Source organism: Ekhidna sp. (assembly GCF_039960695.1).
Classification (GTDB): domain Bacteria; phylum Bacteroidota; class Bacteroidia; order Cytophagales; family Cyclobacteriaceae; genus Ekhidna.
Map to the genome: position 1 here is coordinate 559,687 of NZ_JBDVKP010000018.1, position 24,585 is coordinate 584,271.

The following is a 24,585-nucleotide window of genomic DNA, read 5'->3' on the forward strand; positions in this document are numbered from 1 at the left end:
GTGATGAAGTGATGTCTACTTATCCCACTAAATATTTTAATTTCTAACTTGCATTGCTCCTAATATCACTACCGTATGAAATACACAATTTTGGGACTAATCTTTCTAACTCTGAATTGCTCCACAACTAATCAAGAGGAAACGAAGGCATCAACCATTGATACACTAGCCACCATAAATCAGCAAGACACCCTGGTAGTTCATAATGCTCAAGTCTCATTGAAGGAAAAGGAAGTTGAGAATGTCATTGAGTCCACTGACTTGAAAGTGGAAAGTGATTCTACAAACATCTTAATAACCAAGGTCTACAACTTTGTTCCCACATCAGAAACCTATGTGTTTTTGAATTTCAACAAAGGCTATTCGTTTGACTCGATTGCGGAGATCAAATCACATCTTGATTCTGTCGTATTCGATGACTTGGAAACCAGACGGCAAAGGCTTCCAATTGATAAAGCTAGGGTCTACCTAGACCTGAAACTCTTGGATTCAATTTCAGTCTTCGACTACTCTCATGAGCTTCTGGCGACCGCTCCACTTAAAAGAGTTGAGCACTTAGATGCTAATATAACTGGTGGTTTTGTTGCTGTATTTGATACACCTGGGATCACAGAATGGGAACTGTAAGGAACCACTTGGTATAAGCATGATATTTGGCCGGGATTTTACTGGAAACAATGGTCAGATTATATCCTCCACAAAATTCACTTTAGGGTGCTGAATCACATCAAAGAGGAGGTGGAGAAGAAATGAAGTGGCTCAAAGGGATCTTGATTTTTACTGTGGTTATCACAGTCTTGTATTTTGCATTTGTCTCGTTAATAGTTTTTGAGGGAGATATTGCAAACTATCAAAATAGAATTGAGTTTGATTCTGGTGTGTGGAAGAATTGGGAAGAATCAGAAGCTACAATGTTCTTGCGGTGGGATATGAGGCACAGTTTATTAGATAAACATAAATTAGTCGGTATGTCAGTATCCGAAGTTTTTGAGCTACTTGGAGAACCATCCAGACGATCTTCCTCCGAAATGTCCTACTACCTTGGAATGGCTAGAAGCGGAATAGAAACAGGCTCATTAAATCTAACCTTAGAGAATGGGATCGTTACTGATTATCGCATTTGGCAAGGATAAGTTTATGCAATGAGAAACCCTACGAGACGAAATAGAAATATTGGAACCTCCAAGCAAGGGCATGGTCAAAACAATGAACTCAGAATACCATACCCAGCTCTGGTTCAAAAGGAGTTTTATGAGCGCTTAGAGTCATATCAGAAAATCAGCAAGAGCATCAATGGGAAGGATTTTGATTTTGTCATTGAAGAGACTAGGAAGGGTTCGGTTCACGCTTGTTCAATTGATGACCTAGTGAGAATAATTGAACTTATTCCCGAACAAGATCATGAGGGCTTAAAACTCATAATACTTAGACAACCTAAGAGAAAAGAAGAAACAATCTCACCAGTGTGGGGGAGACTGATTTATTCATTTGAATTTGAAGGTGAATCAGAGCCGGCAATAATTTTAGAGGCTGTTGACAAGACCAGAAAATTCAAGTGGTCCAAGAAGTTGACTCCTGATGAAAGAAAAGAGCTTGATCTACTGAAAATAGATGGGCATAACATCCAAGAGGATCAAAGGAGTTTTCAATTTGACTATGAGATAGAGAATGTAAGAAATACACAGTTGTTTAGAACACTACCTCACGAGTTCGGTCATTATGTTCACTATCTCGAAGTAGTAGAAAGGCTAGGGTCTGAGGATGAAGATTTTGAACAATGGGAAAGCAGGCACGATTCCTACTTTAAAATTCCGAATACACAAAAAGAGAAGTTCGCTAATAGCTATGTCAAGAAGTTGTCTTTAAAAAGATTCTAAACTTGATACATACCCTCCAATCATTCTTCCTTTAAACAATTCCTTCATTGATGATGCGAATCAAACAATCTGCCGCTTGACGCTTTCTTTGGAATCATATCTAATCGAATTATGTCACCTAACAATTTCAAATTAGCTATCTCTGGAATTGATAAAGTAAAGGAGTCAGTTTTAACCTTTTCTCTTAACTCCATCAAGAGTCTTCCTAAAGCATTTGTACCAGTGTAGTAATCTCCCTCGAGGGTAGCACCCCAAACTTTGTCAGTATTTGTATATTCAACGATAGGTTGATTTCCGGTTTCTAAAAGAAATTTGGAGAATGATTGGTAATTCTGATACAGTTTTACCTCCAAGCAAAATCTCATAATCAAAAATCGCTGCTCCATCCAATCACCTCTAGTCTTGTCTAGGACCGATCGACCATATTTTTTAGCAGAAATTGGACTTGAATACGAGAAGATTTTTCTCTGTACTTCTGGAAATTCAGGAAATCGCAATGATTGATAAAGTGCTTCGGAAGTTTTAATACTTGCTCCGTTAACCAATAAAGGAAATCCTGGAGCCATATTTGAAAGAGCACCATAAGTACCTTTAGTACTTTTAAATGTAATGCATGAATTTTTGTGATATGATCTTGTGCTCAAGCTCATGATTAACCATTACCTCTATTTTTTACTGGGAACAATGGTTGCCAATCATTTGCCCCCCACCAGAATACTAATGGGCATGTGTTTGATATATTTCTCCAAGTAAAGAAATGGCTTCCTGTTCCAAGTGTCTTGTAACTTGAGGGAGCCATCCCTAATGGCCTTATTCCTCGAGCCCTTAACTCATCTATTGATTTTATTATCTCAATTCCCTTGTTAAGCAGAATGTTCTCGTACCTAATCCTGTTTTCTTTAGATGAGTAAAACTTTTCCTCCTTTGGGTAGTTCGGATCTCTGAATGCAAATTGCTCTTGCCCCATCGGGTACTGTCTATCAAATGCTGCCTCGATGAAATCCAAAAATTCTTCACCTTCCTGACCCTTTAATGGATATACATGGTTGAACTTTGGGGAAGGATTATAAGCGTTAATTCTGGGATTATTCTCTATTTCAGAAACTCGATAAAAACTTATTCTCTTTTCTTTTTCAAGTTCGACTCCTACAGATTGAGCGATTGCGTATGGGACATTCACAACTGCCCAAGTATGCAGGATAAAAAAGGATGCTATAATTCTAATTCTTGACTCCTTAAATTCTTCATTACCATATTTCTGTATTTCTTCAATAATATCGTCTTTGAAGGTCTTACCTGAAGCAAGTACATCATCTATATACAACCAATTTTTGATTTCTTTCTTGCCACAATCTTTTATCCTGTAACCATATTTTTCAAATAGCACCTCGTCAATAAGTCCCAATAAAACCTTTTGACTCTTCAACTCTTCTTGGCAATCCAAAAACCGTGTCTCATCTAAAAAATCATTGACAGTCTCGTACCCAAAGTCCTTTCTTAATACTTCAAATTCACCTCCAAAGGTCTCCAGAGTATCTTCCTTTGATAGATAGCTCTTTGGTAAGATGTGTTTTAATTCATTGAGTAGGAACTCTCTATCCTCCTCATCAAATTGATTTATCCAATTCTTGACTCTCTCAGCACTCATCCCCTTGAAAGCCCAATTCACATCTTCTTCCCGATAGCCCCCAATTGTTTCGAGTATGTCTTCAATGAGTTCGTCCATCGTCTTATTATCCTACATTTCTTAATACTCTCAGCTTTGGTCTTTCAGTGGTCATAAACCGATTCTGAAACTCATCAGGAAGTAAATGAATGATACTTGCGAGATCCTTTTCGGAATAAGCTAAATCATTCAAATGCATTTTTATGATTCTATCAATTATGAATGGTTTTTCTTCTGCAAGCTGAATTGGTTCGCTCTTTGTCATTCCCTTTTTTGAGAAGTTTATCATCAGGTTTCTATATTGACGATCATCAATTGCTTTGATCATCTTTGCTCTGTAAACAAGTGATTTCATAGACACCTTCCAATAACGTTTCAATTCTCCGAGTTTAGGAAAGTTCAAAGCCCTTAGTGAGTTGATAACTTCATTTCTTGGCATTAAAAATTCAGATGCGAAACGATTCGCTTCATCTTCAACATCCTCGGTAATTGTAGGTATATCGAAATGCATAAGCATGTGGCCAAGTTCATGAGCCAATGAGAATCTTTGACGATCAGCTGGCATTCTCTCATTTAGGAAAATAATACGATTTCCCTTATCACTAACTGATGAGATACCATCAATTTTTTCCGAAAGAAGATCAGTTTTAACAACAATTACTCCATTGGTTTCTAGGAGATTTACCAAGTTAGGAACAGGGCCCCGAGAGATATTTAAAATATATCTCACCTTCTCTGCAATTACCTCCGGAGATTCTATATCTGGATTAAATGTTGGCAACCTAAACTCTGGGAGTTCAACGGCATCTGTCAAAGAATCTATGTTTTGACGGAAAATTTTGACAACAGACTCTACCTGCATTACAGTCTTTTGGGGAATAGTAATTCTTTTCCTGTAATAGTAATGGCTGACTGGTGCACTAGGAGATTTCTGATAAAAGAACTTGGGTGGATATTCCAACACCTTACTCAGTTTAACAAAAGCATCATCAGGGAGCCCTTGTTCTCCTTTTTCGGCTTTAGACAGTTTGCCTTGTGAAACTCCTATCTTTTTTGATAATTCAGACTGTGATATTCCCCTCGATTCTCTTGCTAAAGTCAACATACTAGGATTTATGTCTTCTAGTATCATTTCTTATTGTGCTTGTTTAGGAATGTTAATATTGTCTTTAAGTTGAACATTTGGCGTAACAATTTCTTCCTCTACAAGTTCCAGAACTGGCTCTACCAAATATCCAGTTATATCATACTTGTAGCTTACATTTCCAGGTGAGCTAAAGTATTGAAATTCCAGAGTAGAAATAGAACTCCAAAATTCATCAACATGATAAACTATGAAAAGAATATGTTTCCCAAGTTCTTGATTTTTTATCAAATCATCCTGATTCGTCTTGACATTTGAAACGGGCGACTTCTTGAAGAACAGAATGTATTTATCTTCCAGTACAGCAAAACTTCTACGTGTGTTTGTAAGTTTAGGGTGAAATATTAATTGCTCAGATTCAATTTTCCCAATCTCACTTGCTACTAAGTCATTAAGAATATTAGAACGTGTCGTATTGCAAAGATTGGTGATATCGTACTGAGCAAAATCGCTAAATGCATTAGAAACACCCTGCCCAATTAGTCTAAACACCTCATCATTTGAGGAGGATTCAAAGTCACTAGAATTGAAAGAGCCTTTATTCCCAAATAATTGTAATTGCTCGATTCTCATTATTGTTGTATTAAGTTTTTAACCTTGGCAACAAATATATGAAAATTATTCCAATTCAATTCTTTTATTAGTACATATTAATTCCTTAATCTACAATCAATCTGCAATCCTTCATTCCTACAGTCCCCAACTTACCATCGCACTTGCCATAAAACGTTACCTTCACTCCCTTTCTTAGCTTGGCTACTACTTCTTCATCGTCGACGTAACATTGAACTCCAAACATCAAGTTATTAGTTTTTAGAACTACATAAATATCATCAAGAATGTCCTTCCCGATATTATCAATAATTCCTTCAACGTAGAGGTACTTTCCTTTGTAGTTACGATCAGCCAGAACCTCATTTTCTTGGTACTCCTGGAAGAGTTGCCTAGCGGTAATAGTTGACTTTCTACGCCTTTCCAGCTCCGCCATTCTTTTTACTTCCTCTAGACTGTCCAGTTGACTTTGAGTTAGAGGTCGGGTTTCAGGAGCTATCTTAACTTCCTTTTTAGAAGATTGACTGTCCGTACCTAGGCTAGGCAGGAAGATTATAGCAACAAGAATTGTTGCAGTTACTTTCCACCACTTCGCAATAGTTCTTGATTTCCAAAGTGCATAGAGTCCGATTGGGAAAATGAAAATGAGAAGTATGTGTGTCAGGATCTGATTATTGTACCACTTTCTGTCTTCCATAGTAATAATTCTTCTTCATCTCAAATGTAGATATAATTTCAGAAACGCTATACGAACGCATGACACTTTGAATTAGGAATGTTGCTTGATTGCATCAGTGGCAGATGATGAATCAAACAATGAAACTCTTGATGAACTATTAATTAGGTTCGGTAAGCACCTTAGATCAAAAAGAGAATCACTTGGACTCACCAGTGCTGAAATGGCACGTAAATCTGATATTGGTAGAGGCAACTATGCTAATATTGAATCAGGTAAAAAGGATCTACAATTGAGCACAATTATGAAATTGTGTAAAGGGTTTGGACTTTCGTACTATGAATTGTTTGAAGGATTTAGAAACAATCCTTAACCACCCTGTTTCACATCGTTAAGAAGCCCTTCTACTCTATTGTACTCTTCCATAAGTTCTTCTGGAGTCATTTTCTCTAATTCAACATCAAGGGGATCTCTATTTCTGTCCGAATGGGTAATAATGGGTTGTCTTGAATTTAGAGGCTTAAATTCATCTTTCATTTTATTAACCAGCCAGAATTGAATGGCATTAAGATTCGGAGAGATATGTTTAGTTGTTTCTCTTTCTGTTACTAAAACCTTGTAGTCTTCGCCATTCTCTTCTCTCTTAATATTGTAGTTACGAGTTACAACTTTTGTGTTATAACCTTCTGCTAATTTCATGAGCCATGATTGATACTCTTCTGACATTGTTTCCATTATCTCTCTTTCTCTGGACACTTTAGCTCGTTCATAAACGTGTGCGATTGGTGCGATTTTATTACACCACCTTTTGAATTTGAATCTATTTGTTCCATGGTTTTTACAACATTGATCCAACGTTAGAGGAGTGTAGATGTAATCATTCAGAATCTTGAGACAATGTTCAAAAATGATTCTTTCATCTTCAGTACTAATTTGATTGTATAGCTTCTCTGTTTCTTCATCAAGCGACATGAAAACAGGTTTATCTAAGATGTCCTGGATTGATTCATTTGCCTTTTGCGTTAATGGCCTGGGTTTCTGATTTTTGGTTTTCTTAGCTGATTTAGAAAGAGGTGCAATTACTTTCTTAGCCACCTTGTTTACAGGTTGCTTGATAAATTCTATAAATGCTGGGTCATTGAATTGGAATGGTTGCGAATCTTCTTTGACCATTTTAATATAGAGTTCAGGCTTTCTTTCCTTTAATGCTCTTAATCTTCTTTTTGCTGTAGTCCTATGGACTCCTGCCTTTTTATAAGCTTCTGTAAATGATATCCAGTTCATAATTGCTGTGAAAATGAATTTTGCAACTTTCCTCCCCTCTTTTAAGTCCCCCCTTGCAGTACATATTGATTAGAATTATGGCCTATATGGCTCATCAAACCCTCATTTATCAGTAGATCCTTTAAATCATAAAGCTCCACAATGTCATTATAGGAAGAGTTCGAGAACTGGATCGTTAGGGGTACTTATAAGCCTGATAATCGACTGATTGTCAGGCTTTTGTATTTTTTAGGTGGCAGAAATGGTGGCATAATTAATTTTTATTAAATATTCTGAGTCGCCGTATGCCTCAAAAAACCTTTCCGGAAAGCGGCCGTACCGGCCGCAGGTTTTCTTAGGTATTGAGCGAAAACGAATACTGGACTTATTCATTAGATTTACCATATTGAATATATGTACTATATCAAGATTTTGTACACATAGAAAAAGATATGAAATAATCGTAAATTGAATAAGAAGAAAATAGTACATCGAGCTCCAACACCAACAACAAAAAAACAAATTTTAGCAGCAAGCGGAAACCAATGTGCATTTCCGACTTGCAATGATATTATTGTGGATAGAGAGCATGGTGTATTAGTAGGTAAGATTGCACATATAAAGGCAAGACGAGAAGAAGGTCCAAGGTTTGATTATAACCAATCGGAAAAAGAAAATCGATCTGCAGAAAATCTGTTAGCCTTATGTGGAAAACACCATGACATTGTAGATGACCGAACTGATATCTACAATGTTGAATCTCTTATATCAATGAAACATAACCATGAGGAAAAAATAGAAAACTCAGCAGATCGGTCATGGATAAGATTCCCCAACTTTGCTGTCCAGCAGATTGAAGGAGTCGGCCCAATCAAGATAGATTTTTGGGTAGACAGGGATGGAAGGGCACAGGTATACAGTGATAGAAAATTGGCTATTGCGAGAACTGTATTAGATATTTATGATGATTTAAATAAGATTTGTAAGTTATATGAAATGGCAGAGCAGAATCCAGAAGTACCTTCTAGAAATCTTTTTCAAGGTAACACAAGGTTAAATAAGGAAAGAGTAAAACTTGATCCAGAAACCAAATGGAGTGCGATAGCCCATCTTTTTGTACAAATGGCGGAAATTCCTGAAATAACTTTTGGAGAGCTTTTAGCATACAACATTTTAGGAGGAGATGTGACACCTTTGCTTACTAACAGAGCTGAGATTCTCGAAAACAAAATCAAAGAAATCCGATCCGAACAAGCTAAATGATTTTTGTATAAGATTTACTAACACTCATCAGTAGGTATTTTCTCTAAGAACCTACATAATTAGGCACCCGAATATGATCGTGTTGGGTTCTCTACATTTATTGTAAAAAAGTTTAGCTAATCAAAGTCATCATGGATGAAACTATTAAACGAATAAAGTCGGCAGTCGACTCATTTATATTAGAAGATTCTGAACTCCTCGAACAGGACGCTCACGAGGCTTCAATCACAGGACATCTTATGGAGCATTTGGCTGTTGAATTTGATGATTTTGAGTACAATATAGACACGCAGTACAATAAAATGATTCTTGAGAATGTACTAATCAAGAAGGAGGCAGAATTTCTCATTTCTTCATTACCATTGAACAAATGGCCTGAAAATTGGGAAGACGACCAAGAGCGTGCGTTGAAAGCTATTCTTCCAGACATTATCTTTCATGACCGAGCCAGTAGTAATGAAAACTTCATAATTATTGAAGTCAAAAAATCCACAAACAAATCAAAAGAAGATAGAGAATGGGATATCCTCAAATTAAAAGAAATGACGGCAGGGCAACTCAACTATCAATTTGGCGTTTTTATTGACTTTTTTACTGGAGCAGAATTCACTACCGACAATCCATATGTTCTTCAACTCTTCCAAAAAGGACAATTAATAATGTAATTCCAACAAAGACATTCTTTCGATGCTAAAACCTGCAGCCAATTTAGACTGCAGGATTGTCAATCAACCTAATTTCATGCAGCCGATTTGCTTAGTCCAAATAAATTTAGGAATGGACTTACTCTTCCTTTGCCTACATAAGATTTCAATGCTGAACAAATTTGATATTCAGCTTCTGAATCTATTGTATTCTCACAAAAATCAATGCAAAAACCTAGTTCGCTTTTATACTTAAATGGGTGAATTCGATTCAAAAAATCAGTGACTCCAAGTGAAGAAACTGTTGCATTCAATGAAATTACCGGAGGACTTTTTTCTTTAGCTCCTTTAATATATTTCTGGTCCATTTTCTTCTTAAACTCAGTTGGATTTTCCTTCATGAGAGATTCTCGTTCAAGATCTTGAGAGTCATACATGCCCCTGGTGAAAAGTGAAGATCCTCCTGGAACCATGTACCTTACCCAACCTACAATGGAATCAATCCCCCCTTGTCCATCAGCACTTAATCCAATTGATAAATCCGTATATCCAATAATGTAGTATGTAGCCAATCGATTAATAACATCTCTAGCTAAATACTCATCTGTCGCAGTAAAAATATGATCGCAATAACTGAGTGTTTCCAAGCCTTGCATATCCTCTGTTATGTCTGCTTTAATTGCAGTGACTTTTATATCCAGTCCATATTCAGATAGCTTTTCTTTGAAGAAATCGACCTTGTACTTTCCTATATCCTTGTGTGATGCACCAAAGATTCTGTTTAAGTTTTCAACTTCAATTTTCTCTCTATCAATCAAAATCAATTCTCCAATGCCGCTTCTTGCTAACTCAAGAATTGTTGGTGTGCCAAGGCCACTACACCCAACAATTCCAATTTTTAGGCGCTGCAATAATTGGGTGGTTCCTTTTCCAAACGTTTGCTGATTTCTAATAGTAAATTCAGGTGCCACTTTAGTTGCTAGTTCGTCAAAATAGTATTCGTGTTTTGAACCAATCACTGAGATTTTGTTAACAGTTACAAAATCTCCATCTGGCACAATAACTCTCCCGAATAACGATTTATCCGGCACCATAACAAAGCTTCCTACTGGCCTCCCATCATAAAAATAGGCATTGAAATAATCAAACAATTCTGAGTCAGAGGAATCATCAGTTGCAGAGAACTTCTTATAATTGGAAGGATGACAATGGAACTTGACAATTGACAGTCCTTCCTTTTTTGCCTCTTCTAATGCAGACTCTGCAAAATCCGCTGGCCAACTCATGAAGTTTGGTTGTCTTTCACAAATTTCATAAGGCACCGGAATCAGTTTGTGAACTAAAAGAAGTGTCTCTCCTTCACAAGAATCAAAGCCGCATAAAGCCAACATTGCACTTTCATTTTCATCAACGAAGAGATAACTATATAGCTCCTGTTGTTGATTCTCAGTTAATCTCAACGTGTAATTCATCGCTCAAGCTCCTTTCTCAGAAAAAACCTGATTAATTCAACGTGAGTCTCAATACAATCAACACCAATTGTCCACGGATTATCATTTTCTCTATGCCTACTCCATTGCTGATAAATATCGCTTCCAAATTTCCTATCTGTTGCTTTTGGTATTGCTTTTCCATCTAACCTTGAAAGGTGTGGTTGAAAATATGCCATATCCAGTTGAACAGAATCATACCTCTTGGGAATGATAATAATCATATTCATAGCCTTCTGATTATATCCATTCGGGGGATCAAAACCTTCAATCTTAAGAAGCTTCAGGTTATCCTGGCTGACTATTTTCCACCGATTTGGGAATTCTTCATTTAAGTATTCAACATCCCGTAAAGGAAGGGGGCTCTCGCCCCCCTGAAATCCATCTTTGACCTTCTTCGGCCGAGCTCTAAAGCGCTCAACACCCGGATCGGTTAAACATACTGATTGATCATTCTTGATAAGTTCATCCTTGCCTCTTCTGACCAAGATTAAATCATAGCAAGAAGGATCGTTAAATCCAGCTATTTTCAAAATTTGAGCACTAGTTGGGCACTCTATATCTGTTTCATATAGTGAGTTATTCACTTGAAACTTGAATTGGGCTTTCGCCTTATTATTTCCCATGATAAAAACGATTTTAGGGATTAAAAAAATATGAATGGAACTTGATATAGTAAGGACAATGAAAGTTCCAGGAGATCTTCTCTCATCATTGTCGAATCGTTCACATGTATAAGGCTGAGCTACTTTATTTAGTGGAACTTCAGAAGCCACTCATCACATTAGAATTGTGATATCTACAGAAATGTCTATTTTTAAGTCGCTAAACTTGTGTCTTCAGGTCAGCCAACCTGTGGAGCAATTAAAAACATCTCGGCAGATCAAGGGGCTTCATTGTCCCTTGGTTTTATATATTATTAATCTTCAATTTCATTTTTTTTAATTTTTTGTCCATTGATATTCAATAGGTATCTCATCCAATACATTGCTATTGTATAAATGGATATGTCTATAACTTACCTTGTCTTCCTTAGCAAGCTTTCCGATAATAACTGAAGGGTGTATAGTCAACTCTTCAGAACACTCTTCCACTTTATCGGTAGTCAAATAATTTAAGTGCGGTTCCAGATACTCTAGAATCTCATTATGCTTGAGTTTATCTCCGGCCAAATCATTAGCTTCAACCTCTCTTGGGTCTTGACTGTCCTCTTTATCCTTTAGATTATCTAGTATAAAGTGTTTCTTAGAATCAAGGTGCTTCAAAACATGGGCGATTTCATGAGCGATAGTAAACCAAAAATTATCTATTCTTTTATAGCGCCCAGTATAAACAACCACGGGATTTTTCTCATTGAAGAAAGCAGCACCATCTAGATAAGTTTTTTGAAGGTGTGGCAGTACAAAAAAAATCACCCCTACATCTTGGAGTTTTTTCAGGAAGTTAGATATCCCATTATCCTCGATTGTAAATTCATTTATTCGATTGTACAATTCAGTCAAAGCCTTCTTATTGTATTTTGGAACTGAGTAACTTTTTGAAACCACCTTAGCCATTTGATACCAAGTAATCTTGTAGTATTCATTAAACTGTGAGAATGCCTCTGACTTTCTTGTCAAGCAGAATTCTGATTCAATTAATTTATCAAGCTCACCAAAGTTTAGCTTATCCCACCCCCAAAAATCCAAGATCACTGCTTCCATTTCTGACTTGGTCTTAAATGACTGTATCCATCCTTTATTTACCATGTCCTTAATTGGCATTCTCTCAAAAGCATCAGCCTTCATCTCAGCAAAAACCTCTTTTTCACTTTTGGTTTGGTCTAGCCATAATCTGTAAGAAGTATCAAGATTGATCCAGTATTTAGCGTCTGTATCAAAAACCTCACCCAATATTTTAGCCATTTCTAAGCTTATACTTTGCTTATCATTCAAGATCTTATTTACATGTTTCAACGTCACACCCAATATATCAGCAAGATCTGTTTGAGTCCACTCTCTGATATCCATCTGTTCTTTGATGAAATGACCAGGGCCGAACTGTTTTGCAGGCTTTAGTTGATTTAGCTTAATCATGTTTTGTTTGTCAGTCGTCGTAATGGTTCGAAATAGTCTTTAAAATGAAAGTCCCAATAGTCTTTTCGTCATTTTCCCACGTCACTTCCATTTCTAACCTGTACTTCGAGTTTAACCGCATTGAGTATATGTCTTCTCCTTCTAGCTTCTTAAACCGAAGGCCTTTGTCATGCCAAAAATCATGAATGCTCGTTGCTGCGTCAATTTTTTGTACAGTGCCTAAGAACTTGTCTACAACATGTACCGGCAACTTTAATTTCTTTGACCGGCCAGTTGTATAAAGTTTTTCAAGTTCTTTATCATCTATGTATACGTCCAATTTTCGAAAATGTTAAAGCAAATATAACTAATTAGTATAAAATTACAAATTACATTATGTACTACAAGTACTAAATTGATTATACGATTTGATCTGCTAATCAAACTAATGTGATGAATTTAATAATTATAATTAACGGAACAATTAATCTTATGAAGTAAAATCCAGCAACTCCCTCGGATGCACACCTAAACCATCCGCCAGCGCTTTGATAGTGCTGAGCGTCGGACTTCTCTCTCCACGTTCGAATCGGCCAATCTGACTGAAAGCTAGTTTAGAGTTAGCGGCAAGTTGCTCTTGGGAAAGATTATGCTTCTTTCGTAACTCTCGCAAATGATTGCCAAATGCATTAATGTATTCCTGATCACGTGTAGGATTCACTAATGCAAGCTGGAAAATCAAAGTTTTCTATAATAGAGCCAATTGGCTCTATTTTGAATAAATATGGAAACTAAAAAAGGTGATTACTGCGAAACTGAATTGGTCTTTGAGGAAGGTGAGCTCCGCGACTATTGGAATTGTGATTGCTGTGGAAGTACATCCTTTATGGATTATAGCAATTGCGAAGGGAATAGCTGTTGTAAGCAGCCTGAACTGTTGAGTGACTCAAATGAGATCTTAATTTTTTTCTCTTTTTGATAGTCCTTCAGAAAATTAAATGCTGTCCTAGATCCGGTAATTGTTCTATCAGCTTTTACACCTTTAACAGATCTGAGGTATTCCTCTGTCACACTAAAAAAATCTCTACTACTGATCTCAATACACTCCGGATTTTCAATTCTTGACAAAATGTATTCTTCACTAAGATGTATGTCAAACTTCAAAACAGTCTTATTGATTTTGTGAACAGTCTCTTCAATTGACTCCAGCTTTGAGTTGAGTGATTCGTGAAGCTTAAACTCATCTTTGCTTGGTCTAACTCTTCCCTTCTTTGCGTTCCAGTCTCGCTTTTTTAATTTGAAGTTCTTTAGTGATTTTCGAATTCTTTGACCATTAAAGGTCAATAACATATATACTGGGATGAGGCCATTCTTATCAATCTTTGATGATTCTGATAGAAGCTTACATTAATTATGCAAATATCTTTTGGTGGAAAAAATGGTGTCAAGAAAAAGATTTAACTCAATTAAAATTGAGTAAACTTCTTTCTGTTAACCTGACAGATGCCAATTTAAGCTGATTAATGTGGACTTTGGCGAATTAGGGAAAAATGGTACTCCCATCCGAGGTACTCAAGCCCTGATAGCGAAAGTTGTCAGGGCTTTGTTTTTTCAGAATTTTATGAAACTCAGATTATTTAATGCATCCGATAATTTTTAAACTGAATTGCAGAAATTTGACCGCATGGAGGATCTGTTTAATGATTATCAGTATAAAAAGGCAAAGATAGATTCCGATTTAGGAAATGGCAATGAGAACTACGGTCACTTAGTCAGTTCAGATGGATCCAACACTTTCCCATTTATCGACAATCTTTTTTTCCCTCATTTGGAGAATAGTCACCATCCTGATTTTTTCTCTTCATTTTTCAAAAGAGCAAGTGAGTATTCAAGCTTTTTACAACAAAAAAGCCAACGTCCTTTTGTAGACATTTATGCTGCATTTCAACCATTTAACGAAGCATTCAAAGCGCTTTATCCATTCTTGGATTTAGCAAATAAAGTATTGCAGCCGAATTCAGTCATTCTTAATTTATGGGATCGAAGTGGGTGGACCACAGCGCTGCTGAGCAGTATATTTCCTGAATGCAGAATTATTACAGTTTGGGAAGGAAACAAGGATGTTTTAGGGTATCATGGTTATTACTATTGGTTTGGTCATGAGCCTCTGGTTAGTATTCTCTTCTGTGAGATTGATCAAAAACTGCCATTAAGTGATCATTCTGTAGATATGGTAGTAGGAATGGATGCCTTTCACAGGTATGATCAAGTGCGACTTTTGGATGAGATGGATCGATTGGGCAAGAAGCATGCGAGCTTTGTTTTTCCACATGTACATCTTACTAATTCGGAGCCTGAACCGTATTTTGACAGGGGATGTATTCAAAGACATGGATTGGAATACCAATCGACCTTTGAAGGATTAGGTGAAAGAGAGGGTTATGTGTTTTCTGAACCGGAGCTCTTTAAATTCCAAGTTGGAGATGGGAAAAAATTTACAATCAAGTCAGATCCTGAAACAGCAGATTACAATTCATTACTAGCGATCCTATCAGCAAAATGGAAAGACCATAAGAGCCTTTCTAAATTGTCATTTAATTCTAAGGACGTATTAGAAAAAGGTTCAGTGAGAGTGCTTATGAACCCTCTATACAAAATCAATGATAGTTTTAAAAGGGCAACATTAGATACAGAGAATTCGGAAGTAGAAAGATTGCTAGAGCGACATCCGGTGTATCTCAATCAAGTATGCCGTTTGGTTGAATTGAGCTTGAGACAATCCATGATCTTATTACTAGCCAGTCAGGGAAATACCTTAGGTGAGATGAGTGTGAAAATCGGGATTGATTTGGAGAAGATTAATGCAGAATGCGAAGAACTAGAAAGCAAAGGATTAATTCATTGCGTACCCATAAAGGACAGATTTTTCGAATTTCAAACTTTCATGGGGAGTCAGAAGATTTTGTGGAGGCCTATGAATTTGTCTACTATGTGGTCTCATTACAGTTCTATTAATAGCGACAGTACATACTTAATTGACAGTGACGGAAATGAGCTCACTTATGGAGAAGCAGATGAAGTCATCACACAGGTAAAGAAAAAACTTCAGGCGATCAATGGATTAGCGCCTGGTGACAAAATAGCTATCCTTTCAAGTCTCAATATCGAAAACATCGTTTTATTCTGGGCAGCGGCATCGTGTGGATTAACTGTAATTCCGTTGACTACCTCAATGGCTGACGTAAACGTGGAAAGAGTAGTAGGATCAGGTGTAAAGCTATTTTTTACTGATCAAGATGAGTATATGCGAGTGAAAAAAATTTTTGATGGAGAACTTATAGTTTTTGATTCTGAAAATTCAGACAATGAAGATTGTACGAATTTTTCAGAGTGGATTTATGATGGTGCTAATGCAGAGGTCATAAATGTTGAATTACCTGAAGATCATACCGCAGTTATACTTCATACCTCTGGCTCTACCGGCACTCCAAAGGGCGTTGCCTTATCTCATTCGAACTTGATTTCAAGTGGACGCACAATGAACCATCATTTTGGCTGGAAATCTGAAGACGCTTTTCTTGCTCTGGGAGGTATGGAATATATGAGTGGATTAAGAAATTCAACCACGTGTCCTTTGCTTAGCGGTACATCAATATTGGTACCGAGTAAACTTCATGTGTCGAACGTCTTTGCTATTCTGGACTTAATTACTGCTTATAGACCGACCATTATTGCAGCGAACCCAGCACTTTTCAATCTCATTTCAAAAGTAGATGGCAAAGTAAATCTTAGCTCTTTGAGGCTTGTGTTGTGTACGGGCAATTATTTGTCCAACCATTTAAGAAGTTTGTTTTATGAGAAGCATGGCATTGTAATTCATAACTATTACGGATTAACAGAAACCTGTGGGATTTGTGTCGCACAAGATCCAAAAAGGTCAGATCTCAGTGATAACAATATTGGTATTTCGGTTGAGAGCCTCGTTAGAGTAATTGACTGCACTCAAGAGGGAGTAGGCTTACTAGAAGTATGGTCTGATAATCTCGCTGAAGGAATAAAAAGTAAAAACACTTCCGAAATCGACTGGTTTACTACAGGAGATCAAGCATTTATTGATAAGGAAGGCAAAGTACATCTTGTCGGACGAGCCAAAGAAGTACTAAAAACCAAAGGAGAGCAAATAATTTACCTGTCTGGTATCGAAGAAATTCTTAGATCATTATCTGAAATAGATGAGGTAGTTGCACACGCTACAAACCAAAATGAGGCTGAACATTTAGTGCTCTTTCTAAAGTTCAATCGAGCTGATGATGTGGTAGATATAAAACATAAAATAAGAGAGGCAATTAAAGCTTCACTCACAACAGAAAAAATCCCATTAGTTTTATACGCGATGGAGGATATATCCTTCGTGAATGGAAAAATTAATAAGGAAAAACTATTAGATGAAGCATTCAAAAATAGAGAGCCTCTTTAATGCTGAAAGGAAAAGTTCACAAGAAATTTTCGCTGTACTTCACAAAGAGAAGTGGACTTATGGAGATCTCTTAGGTAAGATTGATCGTATCAATGGGCATGTGGATTCAATTGGACTTGAGGTAGGTGATAGAGTGCTTATTTCTACGGAAAATGATTATTCAAAAATGCTACTCTTTCTTTTTTCCTTAAGAAAAGGTATCGTCCCCATTTTACTTCACCCTGATGTGAATGTAGCAAGAGCAAAAAAAATTTTAGAAGAAACAACTCCTGCTATGGTGATGCTTGATGAAGCGCTATTTGATAAGTGGAGCATTGGCTGTTGTTTTATTAAACATTCCATTTCAGTCAAAAAAGAATCTGTTCAACAAAAAGGAAAGCTTTTAAAGAAGCTTCTAAAAAAAGATCCAATCAAGCAAGAGAACCTTGATACATCAAGGATACACTTTGATGATATAATTGATGGGACTCGTCAATCTTCCAATTATCCTTCAGAAATAAAAGGAGATGACATTGCTTATATACTCTACACATCAGGAACCACCGCAAACCCCAAAGGGGTAATTATAACCCATAAAAACCTTTTCACTCATTTGGAAACTATGAGTCGAATATATCAGCTTCAACAGTCCAGTCGAATTATGAACGTTTTGTCATTGGAACATGCTGATGGAATGATCATGGGACCATTGCTTGCTCTTTTCAGCTCCTCAACATTGATTCGACCGCTGAAGTTTGAGATAGGGTCAATACCGCATGTTTTAAGTGCAATGTATAAATACCGCGTTTCTCATTTCATCGCTGTTCCAGCAATGCTCTCGTTGATTGATCGGTTTTCTGATGACGCCTATGATGATTCTTTTGAAAATGAAGAGTTTAAAATGATTATTTCCGTTTCTAGCCATATTGAAGAAAAATTATGGACAGATTTCACCTCCAGATTCGGGGTTCGAATTGTCAATGTATATGGTCTTACAGAAACGGTAGGAGGATCTTTTTTTTGTGGGCCGGATGATGCCTCATATAAACTGGGAACAATAGGCAAGCCTATTGATACAATTGCCAAAATCGTTGATGAAGACTTCAGGGAATTGGGCCCTAATCAAGAAGGGGAGTTGGTGATGAAAGGTGATCACATTTCTCCAGGGTACTTTAAAAATAAGGAAGCCACAAAAGAAGTCTTTCGGGAAGATTGGTTATTGACAGGTGATCTTGCAGTTCAGGATGAGGATGGCTTTTATCGTATTACAGGGAGAAAGAAAAATCTGGTGATCGCTGGCGGATTTAATATTCATCCTGAAGAGGTAAATGAAGTTATTGTTTCACATGAAGGAATTCTTGACAGTTGTTGCGTAGGTATTCCAGACTCTGTTTTCGGTGATAAACTAGTTGCAGCGGTAGTTAGCACTGATTCTTCAATTGATAAATTCACATTGAGCAAATTCTGCAAGGATCATCTTGAGCCCTACAAAGTACCATCGGCATTTTATTTTTTTAATGAACTACCTAAGGGGATTTCAGGCAAGCATAATTTGCCAAAATTGAAGGAGCTAATAGTACAAAGTAGCCTCCCAGAGAGTCATGAAAATCAACTTGAAAATCGCATTGTCAACGTTGCATCTGAAGCGTTTAATATTACACCTGATAAAATCACATTAAACAGTAATTCTCAAAACTTAGAGGGGTGGGATTCATTAGCACATCTCGATTTTATTACTCGATTGGAAAAGGAGTTTAACAAGTCTTTCAATACCGCGGAAATTATCACCATGAACTCAATACGAAGAGTCGTATCTATCCTTACAGAGCATGAACCATGATTTTAACAAGAGATCGAAGTATGCACCATTAAATATTTGGGTGATCAGTGCTGTCACTTTTATTGTAATTAATGTGATTGTATATTCATACTGTGCCATCTTTTTAGATACGCGGGCAAAGAGATTCGAGAAAGAAAATCTAAAAGCGCTTCAGGAATTGAAAGAGAATATAGAAGAATTTCCTCTTGAAAGGCATGTTGTAGTTGTTGGTAGCTCGGTTATTCGAAATGCGCTATGGTGTCACGATGCATTTATTGACTATCAATCACGTAAGGCAGAAGAAGGATCTAGGAAAATAAATATTTATAAAATATATGAATCAGGGTTTCAACTACCGTATTTCACTAATCAGCTTCATCTCTTTGACTCGCTTATCAAGTATCAACCCGATCTTATCTTACTTGAAGATCATATGCTGCTCACTGATTTCAAACGCTTTAAAAGAGGAACAGTAAGTGATGCCTATTATGATTACAAAATCACATTGAAGCGTGGTAAGAATTCGATTTTTAGCAAGCCCAAAGAAAGAGATTTTTGCTTTAGTCCCAGTGTAGTAAATACAATGGACTCCTTAAACGTACAAGTGTCGTATAGAAGAGCCCTTTCTTTAAGCGAAAATGAATTTTTCTTAGAAGTATTAAATGCAGGTAAAAGAAGGGAAGTACACATTGGTCTGCTGAGCTCACCAAGACCTTCACTTTTCATAGAAGCGCTTAGTAAGACTGCTGCTAATGCTGAAATTAATAACCTGAGAAACTACTACCTGGATCAGTATGGTTTGGACTACATACCATTTGAAGAAGAGTTTTATTGGTCATATTTTTTAGATGAGGGCCACATGAACAATATAGGTCAGAGACGCTACAGCATTTGGCTACTAGATAGGCTAGAAAAGCATTTTTCAAACCAATGAACATTATTTTACTGATCTTATCTGCAAGCTTACCTGTTCTGGTTTTGTACTGGATCTTCCCGCGATATCAGTCATTATTGATCAGCTTAAGTGGAATATTGCTATTAGCTATTCATTCTCCTATTTCGATTCTTCCTCTTGCATTGACCTCAATTCTTCAATACATCCTCATTACGAAGGTCACAAATAAAAGAAGCTCAACCATTCTGTCAATCGTAATTATAGTTATAGTTCTGGCTAGCTATAAAATAGCTGAGGCAGTAAATGTGTGGAGTATTGCTTTTGTGGGATTGTCATACTATTCATTTAAGCAAATCCATCTTGCAATAGAAAACTATAAAGGAACGCTACCCATTTTTGGCTTTTCCGAGTATACTGGTTTCCTTTTTTTCGCCCCCACATTTGTAGTTGGCCCAATCAACAAATTCAATGAATTTATAAAAGATTACAATAGGCTAAGGTGGAATCCAGACTTATTTTCTTATGGATTAGAAAGGATTGTATATGGTTTGGTCAAGGTCAGTTTCATGGCCAACTATCTCGTAAATACCAAATTGAATGAGCTGATCTATTATTTAAATAGTTCAGGAAGCTTAAAGGCAGCACTCTACACAGATATTTTTGCATTTGTAGCGAACTCCTATCTACAATTCAGCGGATTTTCAGATGTAGCAATAGGTCTTTCTGCCTTATTTGGATTTAGGATAATAGAAAATTTCAATTATCCTTTTCTTGCAAGAAATATTTCCGACTTCTGGAATAGATGGCATATTTCATTATCCAATTGGTGTATGAATTATGTGTTTTATCCATTGCTTGCTAAGTCAAGGAATGCACTTATTTCTATTCTTATTACTATGATTGTTCTGGGGCTTTGGCATGAGATAAGCATGAAATATATCGTATGGGCTTCCTTTCAGGCTGGCGCCATCTTCATTTGGAATCGGTATAAGAAAACCACATTACATGCCTGGCTAAATAGATATATCGCTAACAAATATTTGGGAATTATTATCACTCTTCATTTTGTAATGTTCAGCTTTTATGTCTTGAAAGAAGAGTCCGTTTTAGACTATATGCGTGCAATTAAATCGTTACTCATACCATGATGTATAATTTGCTTAGAAGGAAGTTCAATAAAAGGCTAGCAGGAATACTATTTGTATTGTGGGTTACAATATTGCTAACTCTGGCTTTATACTTTCTGTCTCACAACGATGGCAGATTCAATTATGTGTATTATTAGATCAATTAATAATTCACGTGGCGATCAATCACTTCCTCATGAATGTCCTCGATCGTTACGAGAATAGCAGTTTCCTCAACGTCACCAAAATCTGGATTTTGTGCGGTACCAAATGTCATCATAGTAGATGACAAACTCATGTAGATATTGATTAATGGAGGCACGAATTCACCTCGTTCTTTCAGAAGTTTATTCAGGAGCTTAAAACCCTCCGGATAGTCCATTCCTTCAGCAAAGTTTTCTTTGAAAAGTGAGTCGTCAAACCTTGAAAAAAGTTCTTCCTTCGGGTGGCATAGATTGAGTTTGTTTGGAAAGTAATGCTGCATAAAGGAGAGTAAAATATCCCTTGCCTCCTTGTTGTAACTTGTATACATCGTCACCTTCCCAAAGAAGTATTTAATGTCCGGATACTGTGTAGTCAAACAACCCAGACCATCCCAAATGTTCATTAATGCAAACAATCCTTTCCTGGGATTAATGGAAGGCTGATAGTTGGGTTGTACCCATGAGCGTCCCAGCTCAATTGAATGAGGAAGAAACTCCACTTTCATTTGTTCTGAGAAGTCAAAGTAATGAGCGGTTGACAATTCAAATTCTCCAGACTCAGGATTTAGCGCTTGTTCCCCGGTAATGAAACGATAACCACCAATGATCTCGTGATCTTCCGGGCTGTACACTACCAACTGTTCGTAGCAGCGTTCGCCAGTGTCAGCTTCATCAATGTCTACTTCTTCACCTGTTCCACCCCCTGCATATCGAAAAGAAACTTCGCGCAATCGTCCGATCTCTTGCATGGTATGCGGCGAGTTATGATGATTGACGATATAGATCTTATTGTTCCCCTTATTGGTATCGCGAACAAATCGATCGGCATTAAGCTCTTGCTCAATCAACTCTCTCTCTACGGGCGGTATGATATCTACTTGGTTGTGCATTTATGCTTTTTGACTTTCTTTCAAGTTATAAACTTCCTTCTTCATCCATTGTGCCCACTCAAGATCTGATTTATCCCGAGTAAACTTCTCATGTAAAACAGGAGCACCGATTACAATGTTTACCTCCTTGTTTTCCTGCTTGAATAGCTCGTCAACAAGGAAGAACATTTCTATATTCAATTTAATGCCTAAAAACTTCCGTATCCTTGCCAGGCGATAAAACCGCTTCGTAAGGCGTCCGTCTATATGAACCGGGATCACCGGTTTCTTATATTTCCTGGCTTTGGTCACAAACGTCTTCTTCCATTCCAAATCCATAATCTCACCAGCTATCTTTCGACTCACCAACCCTGCGGGGAAGAGAAATGTAGCAGTGCCACTTGCGAATTGTTCCTCGACTTTCTGTAACGATTCCGCCGCGCTGCGTCCTACCTTATTTACACCTACAAACTTCTCCTTCAGATTGGTCAAGGCCATAAGCAGATCGTTGACAATGAAGGTAATGTCCGGACGTACGTCTTTTAGCAAATGAAGGATGGTGAGGGCATCCATGCCACCAAATGGGTGATTGGAAACAAATATGCAGCTCTCAGGATATGGAGGGATGTTTTCTACACCTTTAATGCTCAGCTTCTGATTAAGTTCCTTCACGGCAGCTTCGCTAAACTCAAAAGCGTTGGTGTCACGGTTGGCCCACATAAATGCGTTGACCCGGTTCTGATGAATGATTCTTTCAACCCATTTAATAAGAAATCCAGGCAGCCACTTGAGTAGTGTGGGATTTTTATCGGCAATTAACTTACGAACTTCTACAAACTTTTTCATGGCCAAAAGCAATGATAAATTGGATTATGGGTTTGGACAAAAGGAATGTTAATCTGTTGCGAGAATAGTTGTATCCAGATCAAAGGTTAGAATTACAACTTTTCCTGTCATTGTTTCTAGCATAGGTCGCAAGACAATGTGAGCATTTTCCCTGGTCTGTTCTATAATACCCGATTGAAGTGACGCATTTTTAATTTCCTGCTCAGCTACTTTGTAGAGTTCTTGCACAAATTTTTTACGGTCATCTGATCTCATGTAATCGATTTGCAGATCGTACAATCGAGACTTTTCAAGGTCAATTTTGAAATAGCAGATTTCTGGTGATGGTAGTCTAAGGAAAATAGAGTCACCTGATGCCGAAATGTTTGATGGGGTGATTTTCTTAAAGTCTATGCAACCAACCGCACTGCCCTGACTGATGAGCACGCCTTTTGAGTCTGGGACTGGTTTATATTTAAAAAACTTAAAATCAATTTCTCCTGCTATCTTTCTAACCTCGGTTACTTCTTGAAAATTATACTTTACGAGCTCCATCTTTCCGATCTGCTCAACTTTGGTCAAAAGAGTATTTGCCTCTATTTGTGTGATACGTTCACGCGAGAAATTCATTTTCTCTTGAATTAGCATCCACGCGAGCAATCCCACAGTGAGTAACCATGGTAAAATCTTCAAAATCAGCTTTGCAAGATTGATCATAGGTTTAAGTTAAGAAATTTTCACTCCTCAAAGTGTTATCGTAATATTGCGATAATGAAAAAATACCTGGCAGAATTGGTTGGTACGTTTTGTTTGGTGCTTGTTGGTGCCGGATCAATTGCGATCTCACTTCCACATATATGGATATCAATCGCATTCGGAGCTATTGTCACCTTAATGATCTTATGCTTTGGTCATGTTTCTGGTGCTCATATCAACCCAGCTGTGAGTGTCGGGTTTTACTTATTCAATGGTGAGAAGCAGGCACTTGTTTATATCCCATTTCAATTGATAGGCGGGTTACTTGCGGGCATCTTTTTATCGTTGGTACTTCCGCAAAATCCAACATATGGAGAAACCATGCCATCAAGTGGCATAGGGGCCACTATCCTAATCGAAATCTTTATCACATTTGCTCTTATGCTTTCAATTTTACTGATCGTAGAAACCAATAACCTGCGATCCATTGCTGTCGTGGTTGGGTTTGTCGTGTTTTTGGCAGCCTACTTTGCCGGACCATTTACCGGTGCATCAATGAATCCTGCTCGTTCGTTTGGCCCAGCTGTAGTTTCTAATACATTGGATGTGCTATGGATTTATTTTTTGGCGCCCGTGATTGGATCAGCATTATCGGTTCCTTTTTATCATTTTTTTAAAAAAATCAGAACTAAATAAATTATTCATCGTAATATTACGATATGGGAGTTAGTAAAACAGATTTATTCACAACACAGCAAAATGAACTGGCATTAGTAGCCAAAGCATTTGCTCACCCGGCAAGGGTTGCAATATTGGAGCATCTGATTAAGGCTAACCAATGTATTAACAGTGACCTGGTTGAGGAATTAGGATTGGCTCAGGCAACGATTTCGCAGCACCTTAAGGAATTGAAAAGTGTAGGCTTGATCAAAGGAACTGTGGAGGGGACATCCATGTGTTATTGCATTAATTCGGAGGTATGGAATGGAGTGAAGGAAAGATTACAAGGACTTTTGGATAGTTATAGTCCAGAAAGTTGCTGTTGAAAAATTTTATTCAAATTAAT

At 37.2% G+C, this 24,585-nt stretch carries 27 protein-coding genes; 12 read left to right on the forward strand and 15 right to left on the reverse strand.

Features of this window, described 5'->3' with window-relative positions; all coding sequences use genetic code 11:
* Positions 1–75: 75 nt before the first annotated feature.
* From ABJG98_RS12595 to ABJG98_RS12605, 3 genes are all read left to right on the forward strand, one after another.
* Positions 76–627 carry a hypothetical protein gene (locus tag ABJG98_RS12595; RefSeq protein WP_348279876.1) on the forward strand — a complete coding sequence of 184 codons (552 nt, stop codon included), beginning with the start codon at positions 76–78 and terminating at the stop codon, positions 625–627.
* A gap of 122 nt (positions 628–749) precedes the next feature.
* A complete protein-coding gene (locus ABJG98_RS12600) occupies positions 750–1,133 on the forward strand; it encodes a hypothetical protein (RefSeq protein ID WP_348279877.1) in 384 nt (127 codons plus the stop codon).
* A gap of 9 nt (positions 1,134–1,142) precedes the next feature.
* A complete protein-coding gene (locus ABJG98_RS12605) occupies positions 1,143–1,877 on the forward strand; it encodes a hypothetical protein (RefSeq protein WP_348279878.1) in 735 nt (244 codons plus the stop codon).
* 44 nt (positions 1,878–1,921) lie between these two features.
* On the opposite strand, the gene ABJG98_RS12610 is transcribed toward ABJG98_RS12605, so the two are convergent.
* From ABJG98_RS12610 to ABJG98_RS12630, 5 genes are all read right to left on the reverse strand, one after another.
* Positions 1,922–2,527: an NADAR family protein gene (locus ABJG98_RS12610; RefSeq protein ID WP_348279879.1), complete on the reverse strand. Its 606-nt coding sequence runs from the start codon at positions 2,525–2,527 to the stop codon at positions 1,922–1,924.
* 2 nt (positions 2,528–2,529) lie between these two features.
* The gene (locus ABJG98_RS12615; protein ID WP_348279880.1) at positions 2,530–3,603 is read right to left on the reverse strand and encodes a hypothetical protein; all 1,074 of its coding nucleotides are present in this window, start codon (positions 3,601–3,603) and stop codon (positions 2,530–2,532) included.
* A gap of 7 nt (positions 3,604–3,610) precedes the next feature.
* Positions 3,611–4,675, reverse strand: a complete 1,065-nt coding sequence (locus ABJG98_RS12620) for an XRE family transcriptional regulator (RefSeq protein WP_348279881.1) — start codon at positions 4,673–4,675, stop codon at positions 3,611–3,613.
* A 3-nt stretch (positions 4,676–4,678) separates the two neighbouring features.
* Positions 4,679–5,260 carry a hypothetical protein gene (locus tag ABJG98_RS12625; RefSeq protein ID WP_348279882.1) on the reverse strand — a complete coding sequence of 194 codons (582 nt, stop codon included), beginning with the start codon at positions 5,258–5,260 and terminating at the stop codon, positions 4,679–4,681.
* A gap of 85 nt (positions 5,261–5,345) precedes the next feature.
* Positions 5,346–5,936 carry a hypothetical protein gene (locus tag ABJG98_RS12630; RefSeq protein WP_348279883.1) on the reverse strand — a complete coding sequence of 197 codons (591 nt, stop codon included), beginning with the start codon at positions 5,934–5,936 and terminating at the stop codon, positions 5,346–5,348.
* An 85-nt stretch (positions 5,937–6,021) separates the two neighbouring features.
* On the opposite strand from ABJG98_RS12630, the gene ABJG98_RS12635 reads away from it, so the two are divergent.
* Positions 6,022–6,288, forward strand: a complete 267-nt coding sequence (locus ABJG98_RS12635) for a helix-turn-helix transcriptional regulator (RefSeq protein WP_348279884.1) — start codon at positions 6,022–6,024, stop codon at positions 6,286–6,288.
* Here ABJG98_RS12635 and ABJG98_RS12640 read toward each other — a convergent pair.
* Positions 6,285–7,199, reverse strand: coding sequence for a hypothetical protein (locus ABJG98_RS12640; RefSeq protein ID WP_348279885.1), 915 nt, complete (start codon positions 7,197–7,199; stop codon positions 6,285–6,287). The genes ABJG98_RS12635 and ABJG98_RS12640 overlap by 4 nt on opposite strands.
* A gap of 447 nt (positions 7,200–7,646) precedes the next feature.
* Between ABJG98_RS12640 and ABJG98_RS12645 the strand changes: the two genes are divergently transcribed.
* Together ABJG98_RS12645 and ABJG98_RS12650 are read left to right on the forward strand one after the other, a co-directional pair.
* Positions 7,647–8,441 carry a hypothetical protein gene (locus ABJG98_RS12645; RefSeq protein ID WP_348279886.1) on the forward strand — a complete coding sequence of 265 codons (795 nt, stop codon included), beginning with the start codon at positions 7,647–7,649 and terminating at the stop codon, positions 8,439–8,441.
* Positions 8,442–8,572: 131 nt separating this feature from the next.
* Entirely contained in the window at positions 8,573–9,106 is a 534-nt protein-coding gene (locus ABJG98_RS12650; protein ID WP_348279887.1) for a hypothetical protein, read from the forward strand.
* Positions 9,107–9,180: 74 nt separating this feature from the next.
* Here the strand turns inward: ABJG98_RS12650 and ABJG98_RS12655 are convergent, their stop codons facing one another.
* The 6 genes from ABJG98_RS12655 to ABJG98_RS12680 all read right to left on the reverse strand — a co-directional run bounded on the left by ABJG98_RS12655 (position 9,181) and on the right by ABJG98_RS12680 (position 14,009).
* Positions 9,181–10,557, reverse strand: a complete 1,377-nt coding sequence (locus ABJG98_RS12655) for a ThiF family adenylyltransferase (protein WP_348279888.1) — start codon at positions 10,555–10,557, stop codon at positions 9,181–9,183.
* The gene (locus ABJG98_RS12660) at positions 10,554–11,351 is read right to left on the reverse strand and encodes a multiubiquitin domain-containing protein (RefSeq protein ID WP_348279889.1); all 798 of its coding nucleotides are present in this window, start codon (positions 11,349–11,351) and stop codon (positions 10,554–10,556) included. The genes ABJG98_RS12655 and ABJG98_RS12660 overlap by 4 nt, the downstream gene beginning before the upstream one ends.
* A 165-nt stretch (positions 11,352–11,516) precedes the next feature.
* The gene (locus ABJG98_RS12665; protein WP_348279890.1) at positions 11,517–12,650 is read right to left on the reverse strand and encodes a HigA family addiction module antitoxin; all 1,134 of its coding nucleotides are present in this window, start codon (positions 12,648–12,650) and stop codon (positions 11,517–11,519) included.
* Positions 12,651–12,660: 10 nt separating this feature from the next.
* Entirely contained in the window at positions 12,661–12,969 is a 309-nt protein-coding gene (locus ABJG98_RS12670; RefSeq protein WP_348279891.1) for a type II toxin-antitoxin system RelE/ParE family toxin, read from the reverse strand.
* Positions 12,970–13,119: 150 nt separating this feature from the next.
* Positions 13,120–13,371, reverse strand: coding sequence for a helix-turn-helix transcriptional regulator (locus ABJG98_RS12675; RefSeq protein WP_348279892.1), 252 nt, complete (start codon positions 13,369–13,371; stop codon positions 13,120–13,122).
* A 149-nt stretch (positions 13,372–13,520) separates the two neighbouring features.
* A complete protein-coding gene (locus ABJG98_RS12680) occupies positions 13,521–14,009 on the reverse strand; it encodes an Arm DNA-binding domain-containing protein (RefSeq protein ID WP_348280097.1) in 489 nt (162 codons plus the stop codon).
* Between the two features lie 304 nt (positions 14,010–14,313).
* Between ABJG98_RS12680 and ABJG98_RS12685 the strand changes: the two genes are divergently transcribed.
* From ABJG98_RS12685 to ABJG98_RS12700, 4 genes are read left to right on the forward strand one after another with little or no spacing between them, the layout of a single operon-like run.
* Positions 14,314–17,106: a class I adenylate-forming enzyme family protein gene (locus ABJG98_RS12685; protein WP_348279893.1), complete on the forward strand. Its 2,793-nt coding sequence runs from the start codon at positions 14,314–14,316 to the stop codon at positions 17,104–17,106.
* Positions 17,075–18,925, forward strand: a complete 1,851-nt coding sequence (locus ABJG98_RS12690) for an AMP-binding protein (protein WP_348279894.1) — start codon at positions 17,075–17,077, stop codon at positions 18,923–18,925. The genes ABJG98_RS12685 and ABJG98_RS12690 overlap by 32 nt, the downstream gene beginning before the upstream one ends.
* Entirely contained in the window at positions 18,915–19,838 is a 924-nt protein-coding gene (locus ABJG98_RS12695; protein ID WP_348279895.1) for a hypothetical protein, read from the forward strand. Before ABJG98_RS12690 ends, ABJG98_RS12695 begins: the two co-directional genes overlap by 11 nt.
* Complete coding sequence (locus ABJG98_RS12700; RefSeq protein ID WP_348279896.1) at positions 19,835–20,947, forward strand: MBOAT family O-acyltransferase; 1,113 nt, start codon at positions 19,835–19,837, stop codon at positions 20,945–20,947. The genes ABJG98_RS12695 and ABJG98_RS12700 overlap by 4 nt, the downstream gene beginning before the upstream one ends.
* Before the next feature lie 142 nt (positions 20,948–21,089).
* Here ABJG98_RS12700 and ABJG98_RS12705 read toward each other — a convergent pair whose 3' ends face one another.
* The 3 genes from ABJG98_RS12705 to ABJG98_RS12715 are packed head-to-tail and all read right to left on the reverse strand — an operon-like array spanning position 21,090 to position 23,540.
* On the reverse strand, positions 21,090–22,019 hold the full coding sequence (locus ABJG98_RS12705; RefSeq protein ID WP_348279897.1) for a GNAT family N-acyltransferase: 930 nt from the start codon (positions 22,017–22,019) through the stop codon (positions 21,090–21,092).
* Entirely contained in the window at positions 22,020–22,844 is an 825-nt protein-coding gene (locus ABJG98_RS12710; RefSeq protein ID WP_348279898.1) for a 1-acyl-sn-glycerol-3-phosphate acyltransferase, read from the reverse strand.
* A 48-nt stretch (positions 22,845–22,892) separates the two neighbouring features.
* Positions 22,893–23,540 (reverse strand): DUF4230 domain-containing protein, encoded by a 648-nt coding sequence (locus ABJG98_RS12715; protein WP_348279899.1) that lies wholly within the window; start codon positions 23,538–23,540, stop codon positions 22,893–22,895.
* A 51-nt stretch (positions 23,541–23,591) separates the two neighbouring features.
* Here ABJG98_RS12715 and ABJG98_RS12720 point away from each other — a divergent pair, with 51 nt between their 5' ends.
* Positions 23,592–24,215 (forward strand): aquaporin, encoded by a 624-nt coding sequence (locus ABJG98_RS12720; protein WP_348280098.1) that lies wholly within the window; start codon positions 23,592–23,594, stop codon positions 24,213–24,215.
* A 23-nt stretch (positions 24,216–24,238) separates the two neighbouring features.
* The gene (locus ABJG98_RS12725; protein WP_348279900.1) at positions 24,239–24,565 is read left to right on the forward strand and encodes a metalloregulator ArsR/SmtB family transcription factor; all 327 of its coding nucleotides are present in this window, start codon (positions 24,239–24,241) and stop codon (positions 24,563–24,565) included.
* The last annotated feature ends 20 nt before the right edge of the window (positions 24,566–24,585 follow it).